An 18,895-nucleotide genomic window follows, 5' to 3' on the forward strand; every position below is an offset into this window, starting at 1 on the left:
CGACGCAGGGGTGAGAACCGAGAAGGCGGGGCGGCCCCGCCGTGAAGGGATGCCTGCCATGACGCTCACCACCACCGCCGTCTCCCCCGCCGGTGTCGCTGCCGCCCTGTCCGGGCGCCGGGCGCGGGCCCAGCTCGCCGCCGGGGCCGCGGCGGGCCCGCTCTGGGCGGTCGTCTCCCTCGCCCAGGCCGCGGTGCGGGACGGGTACGACATCACCCGGCATCCGCTGAGCATGCTCGCCAACGGCTCCCCCGGCTGGATCCAGACCACGAACTTCGTGGTCGCGGGCCTGCTGTCGGTCGCCGGTGCGGCGGGGCTGCGGCGGGCGCTGCGCGGCAGGCCCGGCGGTACCTGGGCGCCCGTGCTGCTGCTGGTCCACGGCGTCGGGATGGTGCTGGCCGGGGTCTTCACCGTGGATCCGGGGGACGGATTCGCCGGTACGCCGGCCGGGGCGCCGCAGACGATCTCGGCGGAGAGCGCCGCCCATCTGGCCGCCGGTTCGCTGTCGTTCCTCGCCCTGATCGCCGGGCTCTGGGTGCTGGGCCGGTACTTCTCGCGCGCGGGTGAGCGGGGCTTCGCGATGGGCTGCCGCACCGCCGGTACGGCCCTGCTGTTGGGCAACGTGTGGGCGATGAGCGGCAGCGCGGGAGGTTCGCTCGCCATTGCCGTGGGCGGGATCGTCGCGATGGTGTGGGCATCGGTGATCGCCGGTCGGCTGTCCCGCGGGGTCACCGCCTGATGGCGGAGCCGCCCGTGCGGTGTGTGGTGCCCCGGTCCGGCCGGGGCACCACACACCGCACGGGCCGTTGCCGCGAAACGGCCCTCCGGCCGCCCGGGCCGGTCGGAGGGCACGCCGCGGCCGTACCGGGCACCGGGCAAGGGACAGCGGGCAGCGGGCAGCGGGCAGCGGGCAGCGGAGAAAACTACGGAGAACGCGGGACGCGGCTCTCGCACCGCGGCAGACCGGCCCGGCGGAGTCCCCAGGGGAGCGCCCCCTCAGCGGGAGGCGTCAGGCGCCGCGGCAGAGCAGCAGCAGCGCGCGGTCGTCGTTGACGTCCTTGGCGACCGCTTCGATCAGATGCCAGGCGGCACCCTCGAATCCGGTGTGGACATAGCGGTCGGCCTCGCCGGTCAGCCGGTCCATGCCTTCGCTGAGATCGCGGCCCGGCGCCTCGACCAGCCCGTCCGTGAAGAGCATCAGGACGTCGCCCGGGCGCAGGGATCCCTTCACCGGGTCGAACTGCGCCCCGTCGTACACCCCGAGCAGCGGCCCCTCGGCGGCCTTCTCCTCCCAGATGCCGCTGCCCGCGCTGAGCTGGAGCGCCGGGAGGTGGCCCGCCGAGTAGAGCTCGAAGTCGCCCGAGTCGAGGTCCAGTACGAGATGGATGGAGGTGGCGAAGCCCTCGTCCCAGTCCTGGCGGAGCAGATAGCCGTTGGCGGCAGGCAGGAAGCCGTGCGGGGGCAGCGAGCCGAGGAGTCCGCCGAAGGCGCCGGAGAGCAGCAGGGCGCGGGAGGCGGCGTCCATGCCCTTGCCGGAGACGTCGGTGAGGACGATCTCCAGGGTCCGGCCGCCGTTGGTGCGGGCCGCGACGACGAAGTCGCCGGAGAAGGACTGGCCGCCCGCCGGGCGCAGGGCCATCTCGCGGTGCCAGCCCTTGGGGAGCCGGGGCAGGGCGCTCTGGACGCGGATGCGTTCGCGGAGGTCGAAGAGCATGGTGCCGCCGCGCCGCCAGGGCACTCCGACCCGGGCCCGGAACTGGGCGATGAGCAGTCCGAAGAACCCGCAGGCGGCCACCACGAGCACGATGCCGGGGGTGACTCGGGCCGGGCCGTCCCCGTACGGTCCGAGGGCGAAGGACTCCACGATCAGCCCGCCCGCGCAGGCCGCGTAGAGTCCGAGCAGGCTCGCGGGGCGCAGCAGCAGGGCGCCGGCCACGATCGGCAGGACCAGGGCGGCCGGGGAGATCCATTCGGAGTTGAGGGTGGCGCCCCAGGTCAGCAGGGGGACGGTGAGCAGGAGCCCGGCGAGGGCGATGGTGTCGGAGCCGTCACCGCGGAAGTAATCGACGGCGGATTTGCGCAGCGCGACCCGGACCCGGTGCACGGCTTTGCGCATCCGGGCCCTCATCGAAGCTGCTGCGTTGCGGTGGGCCATTGTCGTGTGACCCTATCGACCCATCGGCCGTTCGTGCAGGGGGACCCCTCAGACAATGCGTTCGAAATCGGATCGCACTGTCGATATATCGCCCGATCATCATGGCATATGACCGGACTCACTCCCCGGCGCCTGTGGGGCTGTTGGGACAGCGGAAAAACTGCTGGTAGTCGTGGGTCTGCTGCGGTAGGGATGACCGTATGACCAGTAGTGAGCTGCATGTGCTGTCCGCGATGGATTGGGACGAGTGGTACGGCGTTCTGGAGGGCGCCTTCGGGGGTGCGTCCAAGGGCCCCGAGCACCGGGAGGCGGTGCGGGGCATCACGGATTTGGGGCGTTCACTGGCCGCCCGGGACGGCAAGCTCGTCGTGGGGACCGCAGGATCGTTCCGCTTCGAGGTCACCGTGCCGGGCGGGCGTTCGGCGCCGATCGCGGGGGTCTCGATGGTCAGTGTCGCGGCCACCCACCGGCGGCGCGGCATCCTCGGGGCGATGATGCGCCGGCAGCTCGACGGTATGCGGGAGGCGGGGGAGCCGCTGGCGATGCTGACGGCGTCCGAGCCCGCGATCTACGGCCGCTTCGGATACGGCGCGGCGAGCCGCTTTCTGCGGGCGGAGATCGACACCGCGCGGGTCGGCCTCGGGCCGCTGCCGGAGGGCACCGACGCGGTCCGGATACGGACGGTCCCGCTCGCGGAGTCGCTGGCGGACTGCGAGGCCGTCTATGCCCGGGCCGTACCGCGGCGACCGGGGATGATCGCCCGGCTGCCCGGCTGGGACGCCATCCAGATCCTGGACAGCGATCCGACCGCACCGCTGCTGTGCGTGCTCGCGGAGACGGACGGCGAGGTCACGGGGTTCGCGCGGTACCGCAACCGCTCGGCGTGGGACGCCTCGGGTCCTGCGGGCACGGTGGAGGTGCAGGATCTGCAGGCCGACGACCCGGCGTCGCGGGCGGCGCTGTGGCGCTACCTCTTCGGCATCGACCTGACGTCGACGCTGACGAAGCAGAGCATGCCGGTCGACGATCCACTGCTGCATCTGGTGTCGGACGTGCGGCGGTGCGGGCTGCGGCAGTGGGACGGGCTGTACGTCCGGCTGGTGGAGGTCGGCGCGGCGCTGACGGCACGGGGGTACGCGGCGCCGGTGGAGGTCGTCCTGGAGGTGGAGGACGAGTTCTGCGGCTGGAACACGGGCCGCTGGAAGCTGTCGGCGGACCCCTCCGGCGCGGTCTGCGAGCGTACGGCGGACCCGGCCGATCTGGCCCTTCCGGTACGGGCGCTGGGCGCGGCCTTCCTGGGCGGCACGTCGCTCACCTCCCTGGCGGGGGCGGGCGTGGTCCACGAGCTGAGGCCCGGGGCACTGGCCCGCGCCGACGCGGCGTTCGGTTCCGTCACGGCGCCCTGGTACTCGCACGACTTCTGACGGCCGCTCCCCCTCCCCCGTCCCGGGCCCCGGGGCGGGGGAGGTTCAGAGGCGCTGGCAGCCGGGGCACCAGAAGAGGTTGCGGGCCGCCAGACCGGCGGTTCTGACGGGTGTCGCGCACACATGGCAGGGCAGGTTCGTCCGGCGGTAGACGTAGACCTCGCCGCCGTGGTCGTCCACCCGCGGCGCGCGCCCCATCGCCTCCGGCGTGTGCTCCGGGCGTACGGTGTCGATGCGGTTGTGCCGTACCCCTTCGTGCATCAGCTCCACCAGGTCCGCCCAGATCGCGTCCCACTCCGCGCGCCGCAGTTCGCGCCCCGCGCGATAGGGGTCGATGCCGTGGCGGAAGAGGACCTCGGCGCGGTAGACGTTGCCGACGCCCGCGACGATCTTCTGGTCGAGGAGCAGGGCGGCGATCGTCGTCCGGGAGCGGCTGATCCGGTCCCAGGCGCGGTCCGGGGAGCCGGAGAGCGGATCGCCGGGCGGGCGCAGCGGGTCCGGGCCGAGCCGGTCGTGTATCGCGGTCTTCTCGGCGTCGGTGATCAGGGCGCAGGCCGTCGGGCCGCGCAGGTCCATGAAGGCGCCGGGGACGGCCAGCCGCAGCCGGACGGTGTCCAGGGGCGGCGGCATCGGGGACGTACCGAAGTCGACCCGGCCGAAGAGTCCGAGGTGGATATGGACCCAGCCCCGGCCGCCGAAGCCGAGGAACAGGTGCTTGCCGTGCGCCTCGGTCTCGTCCAGCGTCCCGCCGTCGAGCAGCGCGGCCGCGTCGGAGAACTTCCCCTGCGGGCTGCTCACCCGCACCGGACGGCCGGCGAACCGGTCCCGGTGGTCGGCGGCGAGCCGGTGGATCGTATGCCCTTCGGGCACGGTACTGCTCCTCGGTGGGACGGACTCGGGTCCTCGGTGGGACGGGTCCGGCGCGGGGTTTCGGAAAACGGCCGCGCCCCCGCGGACGGCGGGGGCGCGGAAGAGGTGTTACGGCTGCTGCGGGTGCCCCTCGGGGATCGGCGGCAGCTCGCCCGTGGTCTCGTAGCGCGAGAGCATCTCGATACGGCGGGTGTGCCGCTCCTCGCCGGAGTACGGCGTGTTGAGGAAGATCTCCACGAACTTCGTGGATTCTTCGACGGAGTGCATCCGGCCGCCGACGGCGATGACGTTGGCGTTGTTGTGCTCGCGGCCCAGCGCCGCCGTCTGCTCGCTCCAGGCCAGCGCGGCGCGGACGCCCTTCACCTTGTTCGCGGCGATCTGCTCGCCGTTGCCCGAACCGCCGATGACGATGCCGAGGCTGTCGGCGTCGGCGGCGGTGCGCTCGGCGGCGCGCAGGCAGAAGGGGGGGTAGTCGTCGAGGGCGTCGTAGATATGGGGACCGCAGTCGACGGGCTCGTGGCCGTGGGCCTTGAGCCACTCGACGAGGTGGTTCTTGAGTTCGTATCCGGCATGGTCGGAACCGAGGTACACGCGCATGGTCCGAGTGTGGCACGGGCCGGGCCGCCGGAGGGCGGCCGGGTGCCGGGCCATCGGATACGGGCGCCGTCCCTCCGGGGACCGGCGCCCATAACCTGCGGCGGGCTCAGCCCTTGCGGCCGGCGAGCTTCCACGCGGTGGGCAGCGCGCCCATGGCCAGGGCCGCCTTCACGGCGTCACCGATCAGGAACGGGGTGAGCCCCGCCGCGACCGCCTGCGAGAGCGTCATCCCGGTCGAGAGCGCGAGGTAGGGGACGCCGATCGCGTAGATGATCGCCGAGCCGAGGGCCATCGCGGCCGCCGTACGCCATACGGAGCGGTCCGCGCCGCGGCGGGCCAGGGCGCCGACGACACCGGCCGCGAGCAGCATGCCGAGGATGTAGCCGAAGGACGGCATGCCCCAGCCGGACTCGCCCTCCGCGAACCACGGCATGCCCGCGACGCCCGCGACCGCGTAGAGCGCCAGGGAGAGCAGACCCCGGCGGGCGCCGAGCGCGGTGCCGACGAGGAGCGCCGCGAAGGTCTGGCCGGAGACGGGCACCGGGGAGCCGGGGATCGGGACGGCGATCTGGGCGGCCAGACCGGTGAGGGCCGCACCGCCGACGACGAGTGCGATATCGCGGGCCCGGGAGGCGGGGATCAGGTCCGCGAGGACCGCGCCGGGACGGGAGGTGACGGTGGCAGTGCTCATCGGACTCTCCGGAAGGTGAGGAAGAAGAAGGGGGTGCGCAGGGCGGGAACGGGCGGACGCCCGGCGGCGGAGAACGGCAGAAAAAGGGGGCGGTCGGCAGGGAACACGGTGACCGTAACCGACGGTCCCGGACCGCTTCACCATCAGCCGCCGACAAAGGACGCCCGGAGCCGTTCATGGGGATTCCACAAAGCGCCGTTCACGCCTCGGGCGGTACGTGACGCTGGTCACGCGCCGAGCGGGCCCCTCGACCCACGGGCCCGAGGTGATGGGTTCTGTAGGATCTCACCAAAGAGCGCCGGACCGACCTGACGTTACCCGCGAGTAGGCGCGTGGATACGATGTGTGAGCCTGGTGACCGTATAGCGGACACCCGTTCCCTCTGGCCGGTACACCCACTCAGACTGTGGCCCCTCCGACGAATCTCCCCGACCGCTAGCGAAGAGGGCGTCCCCATGTCCCGTACCTCCGCCCCCGCCGAACAGGCGGAACCCACCGGGCAGAACGGCGGCGAGCGCCGCCCGGCCGATGTCACGCTCACCCAGGGCCTCAAGCAGCGCCATCTGTCGATGATCGCCCTCGGCGGGGTCATCGGCGCCGGGCTCTTCGTCGGCTCCGGCGCGGGCATCGCCGCCGCCGGTCCCTCCATCGTCGTGGCGTACGCGCTCTCCGGGCTGCTGGTCATGCTGGTGATGCGGATGCTGGGCGAGCTGTCGGCGGCCAATCCGGCCTCCGGTTCGTTCTCCGTCCACGCCGAGCGGGCGATCGGCCCCTGGGCCGGATTCACCTCCGGCTGGGCGTTCTGGTTTCTTCTCTGCGTCGCCGTGGGGCTGGAGGGCATCGGCGCAGCAAAGATCATGACGGGCTGGCTGCCGGGCACCCCGGAGTGGGCCTGGGTCGCCCTCTTCATGGTCACGTTCTGTATCACCAACCTTGCGGCGGTGAAGAACTTCGGCGAGTTCGAGTTCTGGTTCGCAGCCCTCAAAGTCGGTGCGATCGCGCTCTTCCTGGTGATCGGCGGGCTCGCCATCGCCGGGCTGCTCCCCGGCACCGACGCGCCCGGCACCGCCAACCTCACCGGCGACGGCGGATTCATGCCCAACGGCGTCGACGGGCTGATCGTCGGACTGCTCGCTTCCGTCTTCGCGTACGGCGGTCTGGAGACCGTCTCCATCGCCGCGGCGGAGTCCGAGCACCCGGTGCAGGGCGTCGCCAAGGCCGTCCGTACCGCGATGTGGCGGATCGCGGTCTTCTACATCGGCTCCATGGCCGTCATCGTCACCCTCGTGCCGTGGAACGACCCCGATGTCGTCTCCAAGGGCCCGTACGTCGCCACCCTCGACCACCTCGGGATCCCCGGCGCCGACCAGATCATGAACGTGGTCGTGCTGATCGCCCTGCTCTCCGCGATGAACGCGAACATCTACGGCGCCTCCCGGATGGCCTGCTCCCTGGTCGCCCGCGGCCAGGGACCGGCGAAGCTCGGCCGTACGTCCGGCGGAGTCCCGCGGTACGCCGTCCTCGCCTCGTCCCTCTTCGGCTTCGGCTGCGTCCTGCTGAGCTACTGGCGGCCCGACGACGTCTTCATGTGGCTGCTGAAGATGATCGGCGCGATCATCCTCGTCGTGTGGATCTTCATCGCGGTCTCGCAGCTGGTGCTGCGCCGCCGCACCGAGCGGGAGGACCCGTCGAAGCTGGTCGTCCGGATGTGGGCGTACCCCTATCTGACCTGGCTGGCGCTGGCCGGAATGGTGGCCGTCTTCCTGCTGATGGCCCGGGAGCCGGACACCCGTACCCAGCTCTACTACACCGGCGGGCTGACGGCCGTCCTCGCGGCGATCGGCTACGCACGGCAGCGGTCCGCACGCACGGAGCGATAGTCCCGCACGACGGATTGACGCTCCGCCCCCGCGGTTCCAAGCTCGGATCCCATCGACGGATCGTACGAACCGACCCCGCACGCCGGTGGACGGCGAACGACGAATCGACGGATCGACGGATCGACGGACGGTGGGGCGGCCGGGAGATCGGGTCAGGGACCGGTGGGCCCGCCGCCGCATACGCGGAGGCGATGTATGAGAGTCCTGGCTGCCGGTGATCACTTCGTCCGCAACGCCCTGATCGCCGAGGCCCTCAGACGCGATCTCGCGGACGCGGCGGCGCTCGACCTCACCGAGCTGACCCTGCCCTGGCCGCTGGAGCCCTTCGGGCCGGTCGGCGAGGTGGAGGAGGCCAGCGACAGCGAGGACGCCCTGATCGCCGCGTTGGACGGGGTCGAGGTGTGCGTCACCCAGATGGCGCCCTTCACCGAACGGGTGCTGGCCGCGGCGCCCGCGCTGAAGCTGATCGCGGTCTGCCGGAGCTGGCCGGTCAACGTCAATGTGGCGGCGGCGCGGGACCGCGGCGTCCGGGTGGTCTGCGCGCCCGGACGCAACGCGGCGGCCACCGCCGAGTTCACCCTCGGGCTGATGCTCTGCGCCATGCGCCGTATCCCCGAGGCGCACAACTCCCTCACCTCGAAGGGCCACTGGGACGGGTCCTGCTACACCTACGAGCACAGCGGTACGGAGCTGGAGGACACCGCCGTCGGGGTCGTCGGGCACGGGGCCGTGGGCAGCCGCGTCGCCCGGGTGCTGGGCGCGTTCGGCTCCGCCGTCTCGGTGTACGACCCCTATGTCCGCGGTGAGGTCCACGGCACCCGGACGGCATCCCTGGAGGCGCTGCTGGTCCGCTCCCGGGTCCTCACCCTGCACGCCCGGCTCACCCGTGAGACCCGCGGCATGATCGGACCGCACGAACTCTCCCTGATGCCGCGCGGAGCGGTCCTGGTGAACACGGCCCGCGGGGCGATCGTGGACACCGAGGCCCTCTGCGACGCGCTCGACAGCGGACACCTCGCCGCCGCCGCACTCGACGTCTATGAGGAGGAGCCGCCGCGCCCGGGATCCCGCCTCTTCGCCACCCCGAACCTGGTGCTGACACCGCATGTGGGCGGCGCGAGCCGGCAGGTGGCACGGAAGGCGGCGGCGTTCATCGCCACGGAGATACGGCGTTACGCGGTGGGGCGGGGCTGACCCGTAGCGCCCCGGGTCTGCGGGCAGGTGTGGAGACGGGCCGATGAGCCCCCCGACCGGAGGACTAGGTCCAATGCACGACGCGGCGTCAGCCGTTGTCGCTGGTAGCGTGCAGTTGCATAGGATGTGCAATAAGCGTCACCGGAGGGACCGGACACACCATGGCCATCTACACGCTGCCCGAACTGCCGTACGACTACGCCGCTCTTGCGCCGGTGATCAGCCCGGAAATCATCGAGCTGCACCACGACAAGCACCACGCCGCCTACGTCAAGGGCGCCAACGACACCCTTGACCAGCTGGCCGAGGCGCGGGACAAGGACGCGTGGGGGGCGATCAACGGACTGGAGAAGAACCTCGCGTTCCACCTCTCCGGCCATATCCTCCACAGCATCTACTGGCACAACATGACCGGCGACGGCGGCGGCGAGCCCCTCGACAAGGACGGTGTGGGCGAGCTGGCGGACGCCATCGCCGAGTCCTTCGGGTCGTTCGCGAAGTTCAAGGCGCAGCTGACGAAGGCGTCCGCGACCACGCAGGGCTCCGGCTGGGGCGTGCTCGCCTACGAGCCGGTCAGCGGCCGGCTGATCGTGGAGCAGGTCTACGACCACCAGGGCAACGTCGGCCAGGGCTCGGTGCCGATCCTGGTCTTCGACGCCTGGGAGCACGCCTTCTACCTCCAGTACAAGAACCAGAAGGTCGACTTCATCGAGGCGATGTGGCAGGTCGTCAACTGGCAGGACGTCGCCAAGCGCTACGAGCAGGCCAAGGGGCGCACTTCGCTGATCGCCCCCTGACCGGGTGAACCGGTACGGCCGGGGCCGGTGGCCCCGGCCGTACCCCCGTCGTCCTGCTCGTGATCGTCTTCTCAACCTTCACGTGCGGGCGGAAAGAAGAAGGACCCCCGCGAGGACGTGACTCGCGGGGGTCCTTCCGTTCCCCGGGCCCGGCCGGGGAGCCCGGTTCGCCGGGGAGGAGGGTCAGAGGTTGGTGAAGTCGGGGTCCGCCGTGCGCGTGCGCTTGATTTCGAAGAAGCCGGGCGTGGAAGCCACCAGCAGCGTGCCGTCCCAGAGCCTGGCCGCCGCCTCCCCCTGCGGGGCGGGCGTCACCACCGGGCCGAAGAAGGCGATCTGCTCGCCGTCGGCCCCGGGGACGGCGATGACCGGGGTGCCGACCTCCTGGCCGACCTTCTCGATGCCCTCCTGGTGGGAGGCGCGCACCTCGGTGTCGTACGTGTCCCGGTCGGCGTAGTCGATCAGCTCCGCGGGCAGCCCGGCGTCCTTCAGGGCGTCGGCGATCGTGTCCCGGCCGGATCCCCGGCCCTCGTTGTGGAAGCGGGTGCCCAGGGCCGTGTACAGCGGGCCGACGACCTCGTCGCCGTGCAGCTCGCGGGCGGCGGCCACCACCCGGACCGGAGCCCAGGCGTCCTTCAGCCCCTCGCGGTACTCCTCGGGCAGTTCGTCCAGCCTGTCCTCGTTCAGCACCGCCAGGCTCATCACATGCCAGCGGACCTCGACGTCCCGTACCTTCTCCACCTCCAGCATCCAGCGGGAGGTCATCCAGGCCCAGGGGCAGAGGGGGTCGAACCAGAAGTCGACGGGGGTCCTGCCGTTGTCAGACATGTCTCTCCTCGGGGAAACCGGCGCCGATCGTGCGTCCTTTCGAACAACCGGCGAGGTGACCGGCCGATTCCCCCCGCCGGGCGTCCGGGTGCCCATGGGAGGATCGGGCCGTTGAGCCGAGAGACGAAGGAGTGCCCGTGCCGGGTGAGAATCTGTCCCGCGACGAAGCCCGCGAGCGGGCCGAGCTGCTGTCCGTCGACGGGTACGAGGTGGCCCTCGACGTCACGTCCGCGACCACGGCCGGGGGCGATGCCACCGAAGGGCCGCTGACCTTCCGGTCCGTGACCACGATCCGCTTCCGCTCCGCCCGGCCGGGCGCCGACAGCTTCGCGGATCTGATCGCGCCTTCGGTGACCGCCGTCGAACTGAACGGGCGGGCCCTCGACCCGGCCGTCGTCTTCGACGGCACCCGGATCGCGCTCGACGGTCTGGCCGCGGAGAACGTGCTGGTCGTGGATGCGCAGTGTGCGTACAGCCGGACGGGCGAAGGGCTGCACCGGTTCGTCGACCCGGAGGACGGGGAGGTGTACCTCTATACGCAGTACGAGCCCGCCGACGCCCGCCGCGTCTTCGCGAACTTCGAGCAGCCCGATCTCAAGGCGCCGTTCCGGTTCGAGGTGACCGCGCCCGAGGGCTGGACGGTGTGGAGCAACGGCGCCGGGGAGCGGGACGCCGCGGACGGGGTGTGGCGCTTCACCGAGACCCGGCCGATCTCCACGTACATCACCGCGGTCGTCGCCGGTCCGTACCACTACGAGACCGACCTCTACACCCGGACGCTGGACGACGGCACCGTACTGGAGATCCCGCTCGGCGCCATGTGCCGCAAGGGCCTGGCCCGGCACTTCGACGCGGACGACGTCTTCCTCGTCACCAAGCAGGGGCTCGACTTCTTCCACGACCGCTTCGACTACCCGTACCCGTTCGGCAAGTACGACCAGGCGTTCGTGCCGGAGTACAACATCGGCGCCATGGAGAACCCGGGTTGCGTCACCTTCCGGGAGGAGTTCATCTTCCGGGGGAAGGTCACCCAGGCGGCGTACGAGCGCCGGGCCAATGTGATCCTGCACGAGATGGCCCATATGTGGTTCGGTGACCTGGTCACCATGGTGTGGTGGGACGACCTGTGGCTCAAGGAGTCCTTCGCGGACTTCATGGGCTCGTACGCGATGGTCGGCGCGACCCGCTTCACCAACGGCTGGACCACCTTCGCGAACAACCGGAAGGCGTGGGCGTACCGCGCCGACCAGATGCCGTCGACGCATCCGGTCACCGCGGACATCCGCGATCTGGAGGACGCCAAGCTCAACTTCGACGGCATCACCTACGCCAAGGGGGCGAGCGTCCTGAAGCAGCTCGTCGCGTACGTGGGCGAGGACGCGTTCCTGGAAGGCGCCCGGCGCTACTTCAAGCGGCACGCGTACGGCAACACCCGGCTGGCGGATCTGCTGTCGGTGCTGGAAGAGGTGTCCGGACGGGATATGACCGCCTGGTCGCGGGCGTGGCTCCAGACGGCCGGGGTGAACTCCCTGACGCCCGTCGTCACGCACGACGCGAGCGGCAGGATCACCGAGCTGGCGGTCGTCCAGGACCCGGGGAACGGGGTTCCGGGCGAGGAGGGCGTCCTGCGCCCGCACCGGGTCGCCGTCGGGCTCTACCGGCACGAGGACGGAGAGCTGGTGCGGTACGCGTCCGCCGAGGCGGACGTCACGGGCGCGCGGACCGTGGTGCCGGAGCTTGCGGGAGCGGAGCGGCCCGCGCTCGTCCTGGTCAACGACGAGGACCTGACGTACTGCAAGATCCGCTTCGACGAGGCGTCGCTGGAGACGCTCCGCTCGCACCTGGGCGATATCACCGACCCGCTGGCGCGGGCCCTGTGCTGGTCGGCGCTGTGGAACCTGACGCGGGACGCGCTGATGCCGGCGCGGGACTTCGTCGGACTGGTGCTGCGGTTCGCCGGGCGCGAGACCGATATCGGCGTACTCCAGATGCTGCACGCCTGGACCCGGATCGCGCTCGTCCACTACGCGGCACCGGAGTGGCGTGCCGAGGGCGGGCGGCTGCTGGCCCAGGGCGCGCTGCGGGAGCTGCGGCTCGCCGAGCCCGGCGGGCAGCACCAGCTCACCTGGGCGCGGTTCTTCGCGACCGTCGCGGAGTCGGAGGCGGATCTGCAGCTGCTGTCCGGGCTCCTCGACGGTACGGCGAAAATCGACGGGCTCGACGTCGACCAGGAGCTGCGCTGGGCCTTCCTGGAGCCGCTGGCCTCGCACGGGGTCGCCGACGCGAACGTGCTCGACGCGGAGCTGGCGCGCGACGACACCGCGTCGGGGACCCGGCACCACGTCCGGTGCCTGGCGGCGCGGCCGTCGGCGGAGGTCAAGGACCGGGCGTGGGCGCGGGTCGTCGCATCGGACGAACTGTCCAACGCGCTGGTGGAAGCGACGATCTCCGGGTTCGCTCAGTCGGGGCAGCGGGAGCTGCTGGCGCCGTACGCGCCGCAGTACTTCGAGGCCGTCGAGCGCGTGTGGAGCGAACGGTCCATCCAGATCGGGATGAGCATCGTGTCGGGCCTGTTCCCCGCGTTCCAGGGGGAGCCGGCGAAGGCGGCCGCGGAGCGGTGGCTGGCGGAGCACACGGACGCGGCGCCGGCGCTGCGGCGGCTGGTGCTGGAGGCGCACGACGACCTGTCCAGGGCCTTGCGCGCGCAGGCGCGGGACGCGTAGGCCTGGGCGGGGGGCGTTGGGGGCCGGGGGGCGTTGCAGGGCGCGTGCCCCTGCGGGACCCCGGGGCCACGGGGCGGTGCCGGGGCGCGCGGCCTTGCGGTGCCTTGCGGTGCCGGGGCGCGGGCCCCTGCGGGGCCTGGCGGGACCGGGGGCCGAGGGGCCTTTGCGGGGTCGCGCGTGACCCCGCGGGGCCCGAGCGGTGCGCCCGGGTCCGCGGGGGCCGCGCCGTGGGGCCTTGCGGGGGGCGCGTGACGCCACAGGGCCCGAGCGGTGCGCCTTGCCCGCAAGGCCCTTCGGCCCCGGGGCCAAAGCCGGGGTCGCGCGAGACGGGGCGCGGCTGCACCACCGTTGTGGGCATACGTTCCGCCGGGGCGGAACGGGTGGGCACAACCCACGGGCGCCCTGACCGGACCAGGGCTTCGACCCCGGGCCCGGCTCCCTCAGGGGCGCCGCACCCGGCAAGGCCCCCTGGGCGGAACGTACCGGAACGGGCACCGCGCCCCGGGGCGTTGTGCCCACCCGTTCCGCCCGCGGAACGCCTGCCCACAACGGTGGTGCGCCGGGCCGGGCACACCCGTACCGGCCACAACGTGGAGCACGGGTCCGCCCGCCCCGGGGCGCCGGACGCGGCGCGCAAGCGACCGGGCATGCACTCTGCCCCAGACGGGGAACACCACCCGCCCCGGGGCGCCGGGGCAGGCAACGGGTGCGCGCCCTGCCCGCAACGTGCGCGGCGCGTCGGGACTTTGGGGCGGTGGGGTGTCAGCTTGGCGACGGGGGCGTAACAGGGGTTATCCCGGCCCCGAACCACGGGCATCCCCTCCGCATGAATCCCGACGCCCCCCTCCCCCCGGCCCCGGCCCCCTCCCCCGCCGACGCCCCTCTCGACGTACCCGGCGAACACCAGAGCGTCCTCTCCTCCGCCCAGCTGCGGGAGCACGGCGTCGCGGGAGCGCGGCTCGCCGCACGGTGCCGGCCCGGCGGACCGTGGCAGTCGCTGCTGCCGGGCGTCTATCTGCTGCGCCGGGGCGTGCCCACGGGCGAGGAGCGGCTGCGCGGCGCCCTGCTGTACGCCGGGCGGCCCGTCGCCCCGCGGCACCCCGCACCGGAGCCCCGCGGCCGGGCCGCGGCCGTGCTCACCGGGCTCGCCGCACTCGCCCTGCACGGGTTCGCCACCGCGCCCCCGCTGCGCGAGCTGGACCGGATCGACGTCCTCGTGCCGCGGATCCGCCGGCTGCGTTCGACCGGCTTCGCCCGGATCGTGCGGGCGGCCGCGGTACCGGATCCGGAGTACGTCACGGGCCTGCCGGTGGCCCCCGTGGCCCGCGCCGTCGCCGACGCCGTCGCGGCGACCGCCGACCCCGGAGCCGTACGGCTGCTGGTGACGGAGGCGGTCGGCGGCGGGCACTGCGAACCGGCCGCGCTCGTCGCCGAGCTGGACCGGGCCCGGCTGCTGCGGTGCCCGCCCGTCGCCCGGGCGGTGGACGAGCTGCTCGCCGAGGGCAGGTCCCGGGCCGAGGAGCGGCTCTACTCGCTGGTGTACGCGTACGCCCTGCCCGACCCGCTCTGGAACGTGGACCTGAAGCTGCCCGGCGGCACTCCGCTCGGCCGGGTCGACGCGTACTGGACCGAGCAGTGCACCGCCGTCCTCCTGGAGGTCCCCGCGGACGGCGGACCGGGGAACGAGGCGCCCGCCTGCGCGGCGCGCCGCGATCATCTGGAGCGGCTCGGGATCACCGTCATCCCCATGACGCCGCGCGAACTGCGGGACGATCCGGACCGTCAGGCGACCGTGATCAGGACCGCCCTGCTGGCCGCGCTGGACCGCGATCCGCCGGCCTATGTAGTGGTCCTCCCCCACTGAAGCCCGACAGGTGAACCCATCGCGGCCGGATGCCGACGGCAGGAACGCGCCGCGGCCGCACCCATCCGGCCAGTCGCCCCACCCGCCCCGTCCGTCCCGCCCATGGGCGCACACCGCGCATGCCGCGTGCACCACGCACGTCCGTGCGCTAACTCCCCTTTTCCTCCTCCTTGTTCCCCTTGACGACACCGCCATAGGGGCGGTTTTCTGCCATGGTCACATCACAATTCCGCGCGGGCTCTCCCCAAACCCCGCCTCCGTACGAAAGGCTGAGCGGTCGTCCGGCACCGCAATCCGGACGACTGCTCCACCCCAGGGAAACCGTTCCTTCACCAACAGGGATGCCGATGACCCCCGAACCCCAGAGCCCCATAACCGGAGGCTCCCCCACCCGGCGCAGACGTGTGGCCCGGATCGCCGCCGCAGCGTCGCTCGTGACCGCCCTGGTCGCCGCCGGTACCGCTCCGGCCCTCGCGACCGCGCCCGCCGACGACCCCGGCACCGGGACCGCGACCGGCGCCAAGGCCGTACCCGCCGCCGACAAGAAGCTCGGCGCGGCGGATGCCGAACTCCTCGCCGAGGCCGAGGCCAAGGGCGAGAAGCAGATCACCGTCATGGTCGCCACCGCCCCCGGCGCGACCGAGGCGGTCGCCGCCCAGCTCGGTTCCGTCGACGGCGCGAGTGTCGGCAAGACGTACGACGCCCTCGGCTACGTCCGGGCCACGCTCCCCACCGCGAAGGCGGAGAGCGCCCTCAAGACCGCCGCCAAGCTCCCCAGCGTCCACGGCATCGACCTCCGCCACGAGGTGAAGCTGGACGACCCGACGCCGGGCGCCGACACCGTCAAGGCGGCCGCGGGCGCGACCGGCAAGCAGGTCCGCAGCTACCCGGCGCCGGACGCGAAGACGCCCGCGAAGAACCCGTACAACCCGTCCTTCGAGACGGGCGCGGTCGACTTCGTGAAGAAGAACCCCACGTACGACGGCCGCGGGATCACCATCGGCATCCTCGACTCGGGCGTCGACATCGCCCACCCCGCGCTCCAGAAGACCACCACCGGCGAGCGCAAGATCGTCGACTGGGTCACCGCGACCGACCCGGTCATCGACGGCGACGGCACCTGGCGCCAGATGCGGCTGGAGGTCGCGGGCCCGTCGTTCACGGTCAACGGCCGCGCCTACACCGCGCCCGCCGGGAACTACCGGTTCAACATCTTCGCCGAGGCCGTCACCCGCAACGGCGACATGGCCGGCGACCTCAACCGGGACGGCGACACCACCGACACCTGGGCGATGCTGTACGACGCCGCCCAGGGCACCGTCCGGGTGGACCTGAACAACAACGCCGACTTCACCGACGACACCGCGATGAAGCCGTACAAGAACGGCTTCCAGATCGGCTACTTCGGACAGGACGACCCGGCGACCCCGATCGCCGAGCGCATCCCGTTCGTCATCGAGCTCCGCAAGGACGTCGTCTACAACCCGTCCACCGGCGCCAAGGCCGACTACGCGAGCATCGGCATCATCGAGGGCTCCCACGGCTCCCACGTCGCCGGTATCACCGCCGCCAACGGCCTCTTCGGCGGCAAGATGAACGGTGCCGCGCCCGGCGCCAAGCTGGTCTCCTCCCGCGCCTGCTCCTGGAGCGGCGGCTGCACCAACATCGCGCTCACCGAGGGCCTCGCCGATCTGGTGATCAACCGGGGCGTGGACATCGTCAACATCTCCATCGGCGGTCTCCCGGCGCTCAACGACGGCAACAACGCCCGCTCGGAGCTGTACAACCGGCTGATCGACTCCTACGGCGTCCAGCTGGTGATCTCCGCGGGCAACGACGGCCCCGGCACCAACACCCTGGGCGACCCGGGCGTCGCCGACAAGGCGATCTCCGTCGGCGCTTCCATCTCCAAGGAGAGCTGGGCCGCCAACTACGGCTCCCTGGTGACGAAGAAGTACCAGATGATGCCGTTCTCGTCGCGCGGCCCGCGGGAGGACGGCGGCTTCACGCCGACCGTCACCGGCCCCGGCTCGGCCATCCAGACCACCCAGACCTGGTCGCCCGGCGGCCCGGTCCGCGAGGCGGGCTACGAGCTGCCGCCCGGCTACTCCATGATCCAGGGCACCTCGATGTCCTCGCCGCAGGTCGCGGGCGCGAGCGCGCTCCTGCTGTCGGCCGCCAAGCAGCGCGGTATCGACCTCACCCCGGCGAAGCTGCGGACCGCCCTCACCAGCACCGCGAACAAGATCCCCGGGGTCAAGGCGCATGAGCAGGGCGCCGGTCTGATCGACACCGTCGAGGCCTGGAAGTCCGTCAAGGACGGTGTCGGCGCCCATGAGTACACCGTCAAGGCGCCGGTCGACACCGCGATCGACTTCGCGCTGAAGACCCCCGGCTTCGGCACCGGTCTGTACGACCGCGAGGGCGGCCTCAAGGCCGGCCAGTCGAAGACGTACGACATCACCGTCACCCGTACCACCGGCCCGGACCGTGCCGTCTGGCACGAGCTGGACTGGCGGAACAACGACGGCACCTTCCGGCTGCTCGGCGGCGACCGGGTCCGGCTGCCGCTGAACCAGCCGGTCACCGTCACCGTGCAGGCCCGTCCCAAGTCCGACGGCGTCCACAGCGCCATTCTGGAGGCGGACGACCCGCGCACCGAGGGCGTCGACAAGCAGATCATGGCGACCGTCGTGGTCTCCACCCCGCTGGCGGCCCCGTCGTACGCCTTCTCGGCGTCCGGCTCGGTGGAGCGCAACAGCCACCGCTCGTACTTCATCACCGTCCCGGAGGGCGCGAAGACCCTGGAGGTCGCGCTCGGCGGACTGGCGAAGGACAGCCAGACGCGGTTCATCTCCATCCACCCGTACGGGGTGCAGATGGAGGACAGCGCCACGATCTACTGCTACCCGAACTACCCGAACCCGGCCAACACCTGCCGCCCCGACGTGCGCTCGTACGACGAGCCGGCGCCGGGCGTCTGGGAGATCGAGGTCGAGTCGCGGCGGACGTCGCCGCTGCTGAACAACCCGTACCAGCTCGACGTCACCCTGCTGGGCGCCGACTTCGCCCCGGCCGTGCAGACGCTGCCCGAGGTGAAGGTCGGCACTCCGGCGCCGGTCCAGTGGCAGGTCACCAATAAGATCGCGCCGATCGACGGACGGCTCGCGGGCGGTTCCCTGGGCTCCGCCAAGGTGACCCGGCCGACCATCAACAAGGGTGAGCTGCAGCAGACCACCGTGGTGATCGGCGAGGGCGTCGAGCGGCTCGACGTCGCCATCGGCAACACCTCCGACCGGAACGCGGACCTCGACCTGGCGGTCTACAACCAGGCCGGTGCCCGGGTCGCCAGCTCCGCGGACGCGGACTCGGAGGAGGCCGTGAGCCTGGTGAAGCCCGCTCCGGGCACGTACCGGATCGTGGTCGACGGCTACGACGTCGTCCCGGGCGGCACCCAGTACGACTACCGGGACGTCTTCTTCGCCCCCGGCCTCGGGAAGATCACCGTCGACGAGACCCGGCAGCTGAAGCTCGGCACGGGTGAGTCGGCGCAGGTCGGCGCGGAGGTCGTGGTCGCGGGACCGGCTCCCGAGGGGCGCCAGTTCTTCGGAGACGTACGGCTGGTGAACACCCGCGGCACGGCGGCGGGCACCGGCAGCGTGGTGATCGGACAGGTCGTCCCGTAACCGGGAGGTCCTGAAGGGGTGCCCGGGGCACCGGGCACCCCCTTCCACCCATGACACCGCAGCTGACGCGGTGTGTGTTGTACGGCCGCGGCCCTGGTCAGAGGCCGCGGCCGTACGGTACGGAACGGGCGGGCGTCCTGACGGGCGCCCGCCCGCTCCCTTTCCCGGTGGTCCCCCGTGATCCCCCGT

At 72.1% G+C, this 18,895-nt stretch carries 13 protein-coding genes; 8 read left to right on the plus strand and 5 right to left on the minus strand.

All coding sequences use genetic code 11. From position 1 onward, the window contains the following. Positions 1 to 58: 58 nt before the first annotated feature. Positions 59 to 739, plus strand: coding sequence for a DUF998 domain-containing protein (locus tag B7R87_RS09300; protein WP_006349299.1), 681 nt, complete (start codon positions 59 to 61; stop codon positions 737 to 739). A gap of 270 nt (positions 740 to 1,009) precedes the next feature. Here the strand turns inward: B7R87_RS09300 and B7R87_RS09305 are convergent, their stop codons facing one another. Continuing rightward, entirely contained in the window at positions 1,010 to 2,116 is a 1,107-nt protein-coding gene (locus B7R87_RS09305) for a PP2C family protein-serine/threonine phosphatase (RefSeq protein WP_006349298.1), read from the minus strand. Positions 2,117 to 2,355: 239 nt separating this feature from the next. Here B7R87_RS09305 and B7R87_RS09310 point away from each other — a divergent pair, with 239 nt between their 5' ends. After that, positions 2,356 to 3,579, plus strand: a complete 1,224-nt coding sequence (locus B7R87_RS09310; RefSeq protein ID WP_006349297.1) for a GNAT family N-acetyltransferase — start codon at positions 2,356 to 2,358, stop codon at positions 3,577 to 3,579. Positions 3,580 to 3,624: 45 nt separating this feature from the next. Here the strand turns inward: B7R87_RS09310 and B7R87_RS09315 are convergent, their stop codons facing one another. From B7R87_RS09315 to B7R87_RS09325, 3 genes are all read right to left on the minus strand, one after another. After that, positions 3,625 to 4,449 (minus strand): Fpg/Nei family DNA glycosylase, encoded by an 825-nt coding sequence (locus B7R87_RS09315; protein ID WP_006349296.1) that lies wholly within the window; start codon positions 4,447 to 4,449, stop codon positions 3,625 to 3,627. Positions 4,450 to 4,557: 108 nt separating this feature from the next. Further along, positions 4,558 to 5,046, minus strand: a complete 489-nt coding sequence (locus B7R87_RS09320; protein WP_040916323.1) for a ribose-5-phosphate isomerase — start codon at positions 5,044 to 5,046, stop codon at positions 4,558 to 4,560. Positions 5,047 to 5,152: 106 nt separating this feature from the next. Next, a complete protein-coding gene (locus B7R87_RS09325) occupies positions 5,153 to 5,737 on the minus strand; it encodes a biotin transporter BioY (protein WP_006349294.1) in 585 nt (194 codons plus the stop codon). Between the two features lie 455 nt (positions 5,738 to 6,192). On the opposite strand from B7R87_RS09325, the gene B7R87_RS09330 reads away from it, so the two are divergent. From B7R87_RS09330 to B7R87_RS09340, 3 genes are all read left to right on the plus strand, one after another. Further along, on the plus strand, positions 6,193 to 7,617 hold the full coding sequence (locus tag B7R87_RS09330; protein WP_006349293.1) for an amino acid permease: 1,425 nt from the start codon (positions 6,193 to 6,195) through the stop codon (positions 7,615 to 7,617). A gap of 195 nt (positions 7,618 to 7,812) precedes the next feature. Further along, entirely contained in the window at positions 7,813 to 8,811 is a 999-nt protein-coding gene (locus B7R87_RS09335; protein WP_006349292.1) for a 2-hydroxyacid dehydrogenase, read from the plus strand. Between the two features lie 161 nt (positions 8,812 to 8,972). Next, on the plus strand, positions 8,973 to 9,608 hold the full coding sequence (locus B7R87_RS09340) for a superoxide dismutase (RefSeq protein ID WP_006349291.1): 636 nt from the start codon (positions 8,973 to 8,975) through the stop codon (positions 9,606 to 9,608). A gap of 183 nt (positions 9,609 to 9,791) precedes the next feature. On the opposite strand, the gene B7R87_RS09345 is transcribed toward B7R87_RS09340, so the two are convergent. Then, on the minus strand, positions 9,792 to 10,433 hold the full coding sequence (locus B7R87_RS09345) for a DsbA family oxidoreductase (protein ID WP_006349290.1): 642 nt from the start codon (positions 10,431 to 10,433) through the stop codon (positions 9,792 to 9,794). A 137-nt stretch (positions 10,434 to 10,570) separates the two neighbouring features. On the opposite strand from B7R87_RS09345, the gene pepN reads away from it, so the two are divergent. The 3 genes from pepN to B7R87_RS09360 all read left to right on the plus strand — a co-directional run bounded on the left by pepN (position 10,571) and on the right by B7R87_RS09360 (position 18,706). Next, on the plus strand, positions 10,571 to 13,156 hold the full coding sequence (gene pepN / locus B7R87_RS09350) for an aminopeptidase N (protein ID WP_187144567.1): 2,586 nt from the start codon (positions 10,571 to 10,573) through the stop codon (positions 13,154 to 13,156). An 826-nt stretch (positions 13,157 to 13,982) separates the two neighbouring features. Beyond that, the gene (locus B7R87_RS09355; RefSeq protein ID WP_130584606.1) at positions 13,983 to 15,020 is read left to right on the plus strand and encodes a hypothetical protein; all 1,038 of its coding nucleotides are present in this window, start codon (positions 13,983 to 13,985) and stop codon (positions 15,018 to 15,020) included. Positions 15,021 to 15,367: 347 nt separating this feature from the next. Further along, positions 15,368 to 18,706 carry a S8 family serine peptidase gene (locus B7R87_RS09360; protein ID WP_391116202.1) on the plus strand — a complete coding sequence of 1,113 codons (3,339 nt, stop codon included), beginning with the start codon at positions 15,368 to 15,370 and terminating at the stop codon, positions 18,704 to 18,706. Positions 18,707 to 18,895 lie beyond the last annotated feature (189 nt).

The sequence above is a fragment of the Streptomyces tsukubensis genome, from assembly GCF_003932715.1.
GTDB classification, from domain to species: domain Bacteria; phylum Actinomycetota; class Actinomycetes; order Streptomycetales; family Streptomycetaceae; genus Streptomyces; species Streptomyces tsukubensis.

What these genes read in the sequence shown, in the direction of transcription:
- B7R87_RS09300 (WP_006349299.1), top strand. Translation starts at nt 59, where the DNA reads ATGACGCTCACCACCACCGCCGTCTCCCCCGCCGGTGTCGCTGCCGCC.
- B7R87_RS09305 (WP_006349298.1), bottom strand. Translation starts at nt 2,116, where the DNA reads ATGCGCAAAGCCGTGCACCGGGTCCGGGTCGCGCTGCGCAAATCCGCC.
- B7R87_RS09310 (WP_006349297.1), top strand. Translation starts at nt 2,356, where the DNA reads ATGACCAGTAGTGAGCTGCATGTGCTGTCCGCGATGGATTGGGACGAG.
- B7R87_RS09320 (WP_040916323.1), bottom strand. Translation starts at nt 5,046, where the DNA reads ATGCGCGTGTACCTCGGTTCCGACCATGCCGGATACGAACTCAAGAAC.
- B7R87_RS09325 (WP_006349294.1), bottom strand. Translation starts at nt 5,737, where the DNA reads ATGAGCACTGCCACCGTCACCTCCCGTCCCGGCGCGGTCCTCGCGGAC.
- B7R87_RS09330 (WP_006349293.1), top strand. Translation starts at nt 6,193, where the DNA reads ATGTCCCGTACCTCCGCCCCCGCCGAACAGGCGGAACCCACCGGGCAG.
- B7R87_RS09335 (WP_006349292.1), top strand. Translation starts at nt 7,813, where the DNA reads ATGAGAGTCCTGGCTGCCGGTGATCACTTCGTCCGCAACGCCCTGATC.
- B7R87_RS09340 (WP_006349291.1), top strand. Translation starts at nt 8,973, where the DNA reads ATGGCCATCTACACGCTGCCCGAACTGCCGTACGACTACGCCGCTCTT.
- B7R87_RS09345 (WP_006349290.1), bottom strand. Translation starts at nt 10,433, where the DNA reads ATGTCTGACAACGGCAGGACCCCCGTCGACTTCTGGTTCGACCCCCTC.
- B7R87_RS09355 (WP_130584606.1), top strand. Translation starts at nt 13,983, where the DNA reads ATGAATCCCGACGCCCCCCTCCCCCCGGCCCCGGCCCCCTCCCCCGCC.
- B7R87_RS09360 (WP_391116202.1), top strand. Translation starts at nt 15,368, where the DNA reads ATGACCCCCGAACCCCAGAGCCCCATAACCGGAGGCTCCCCCACCCGG.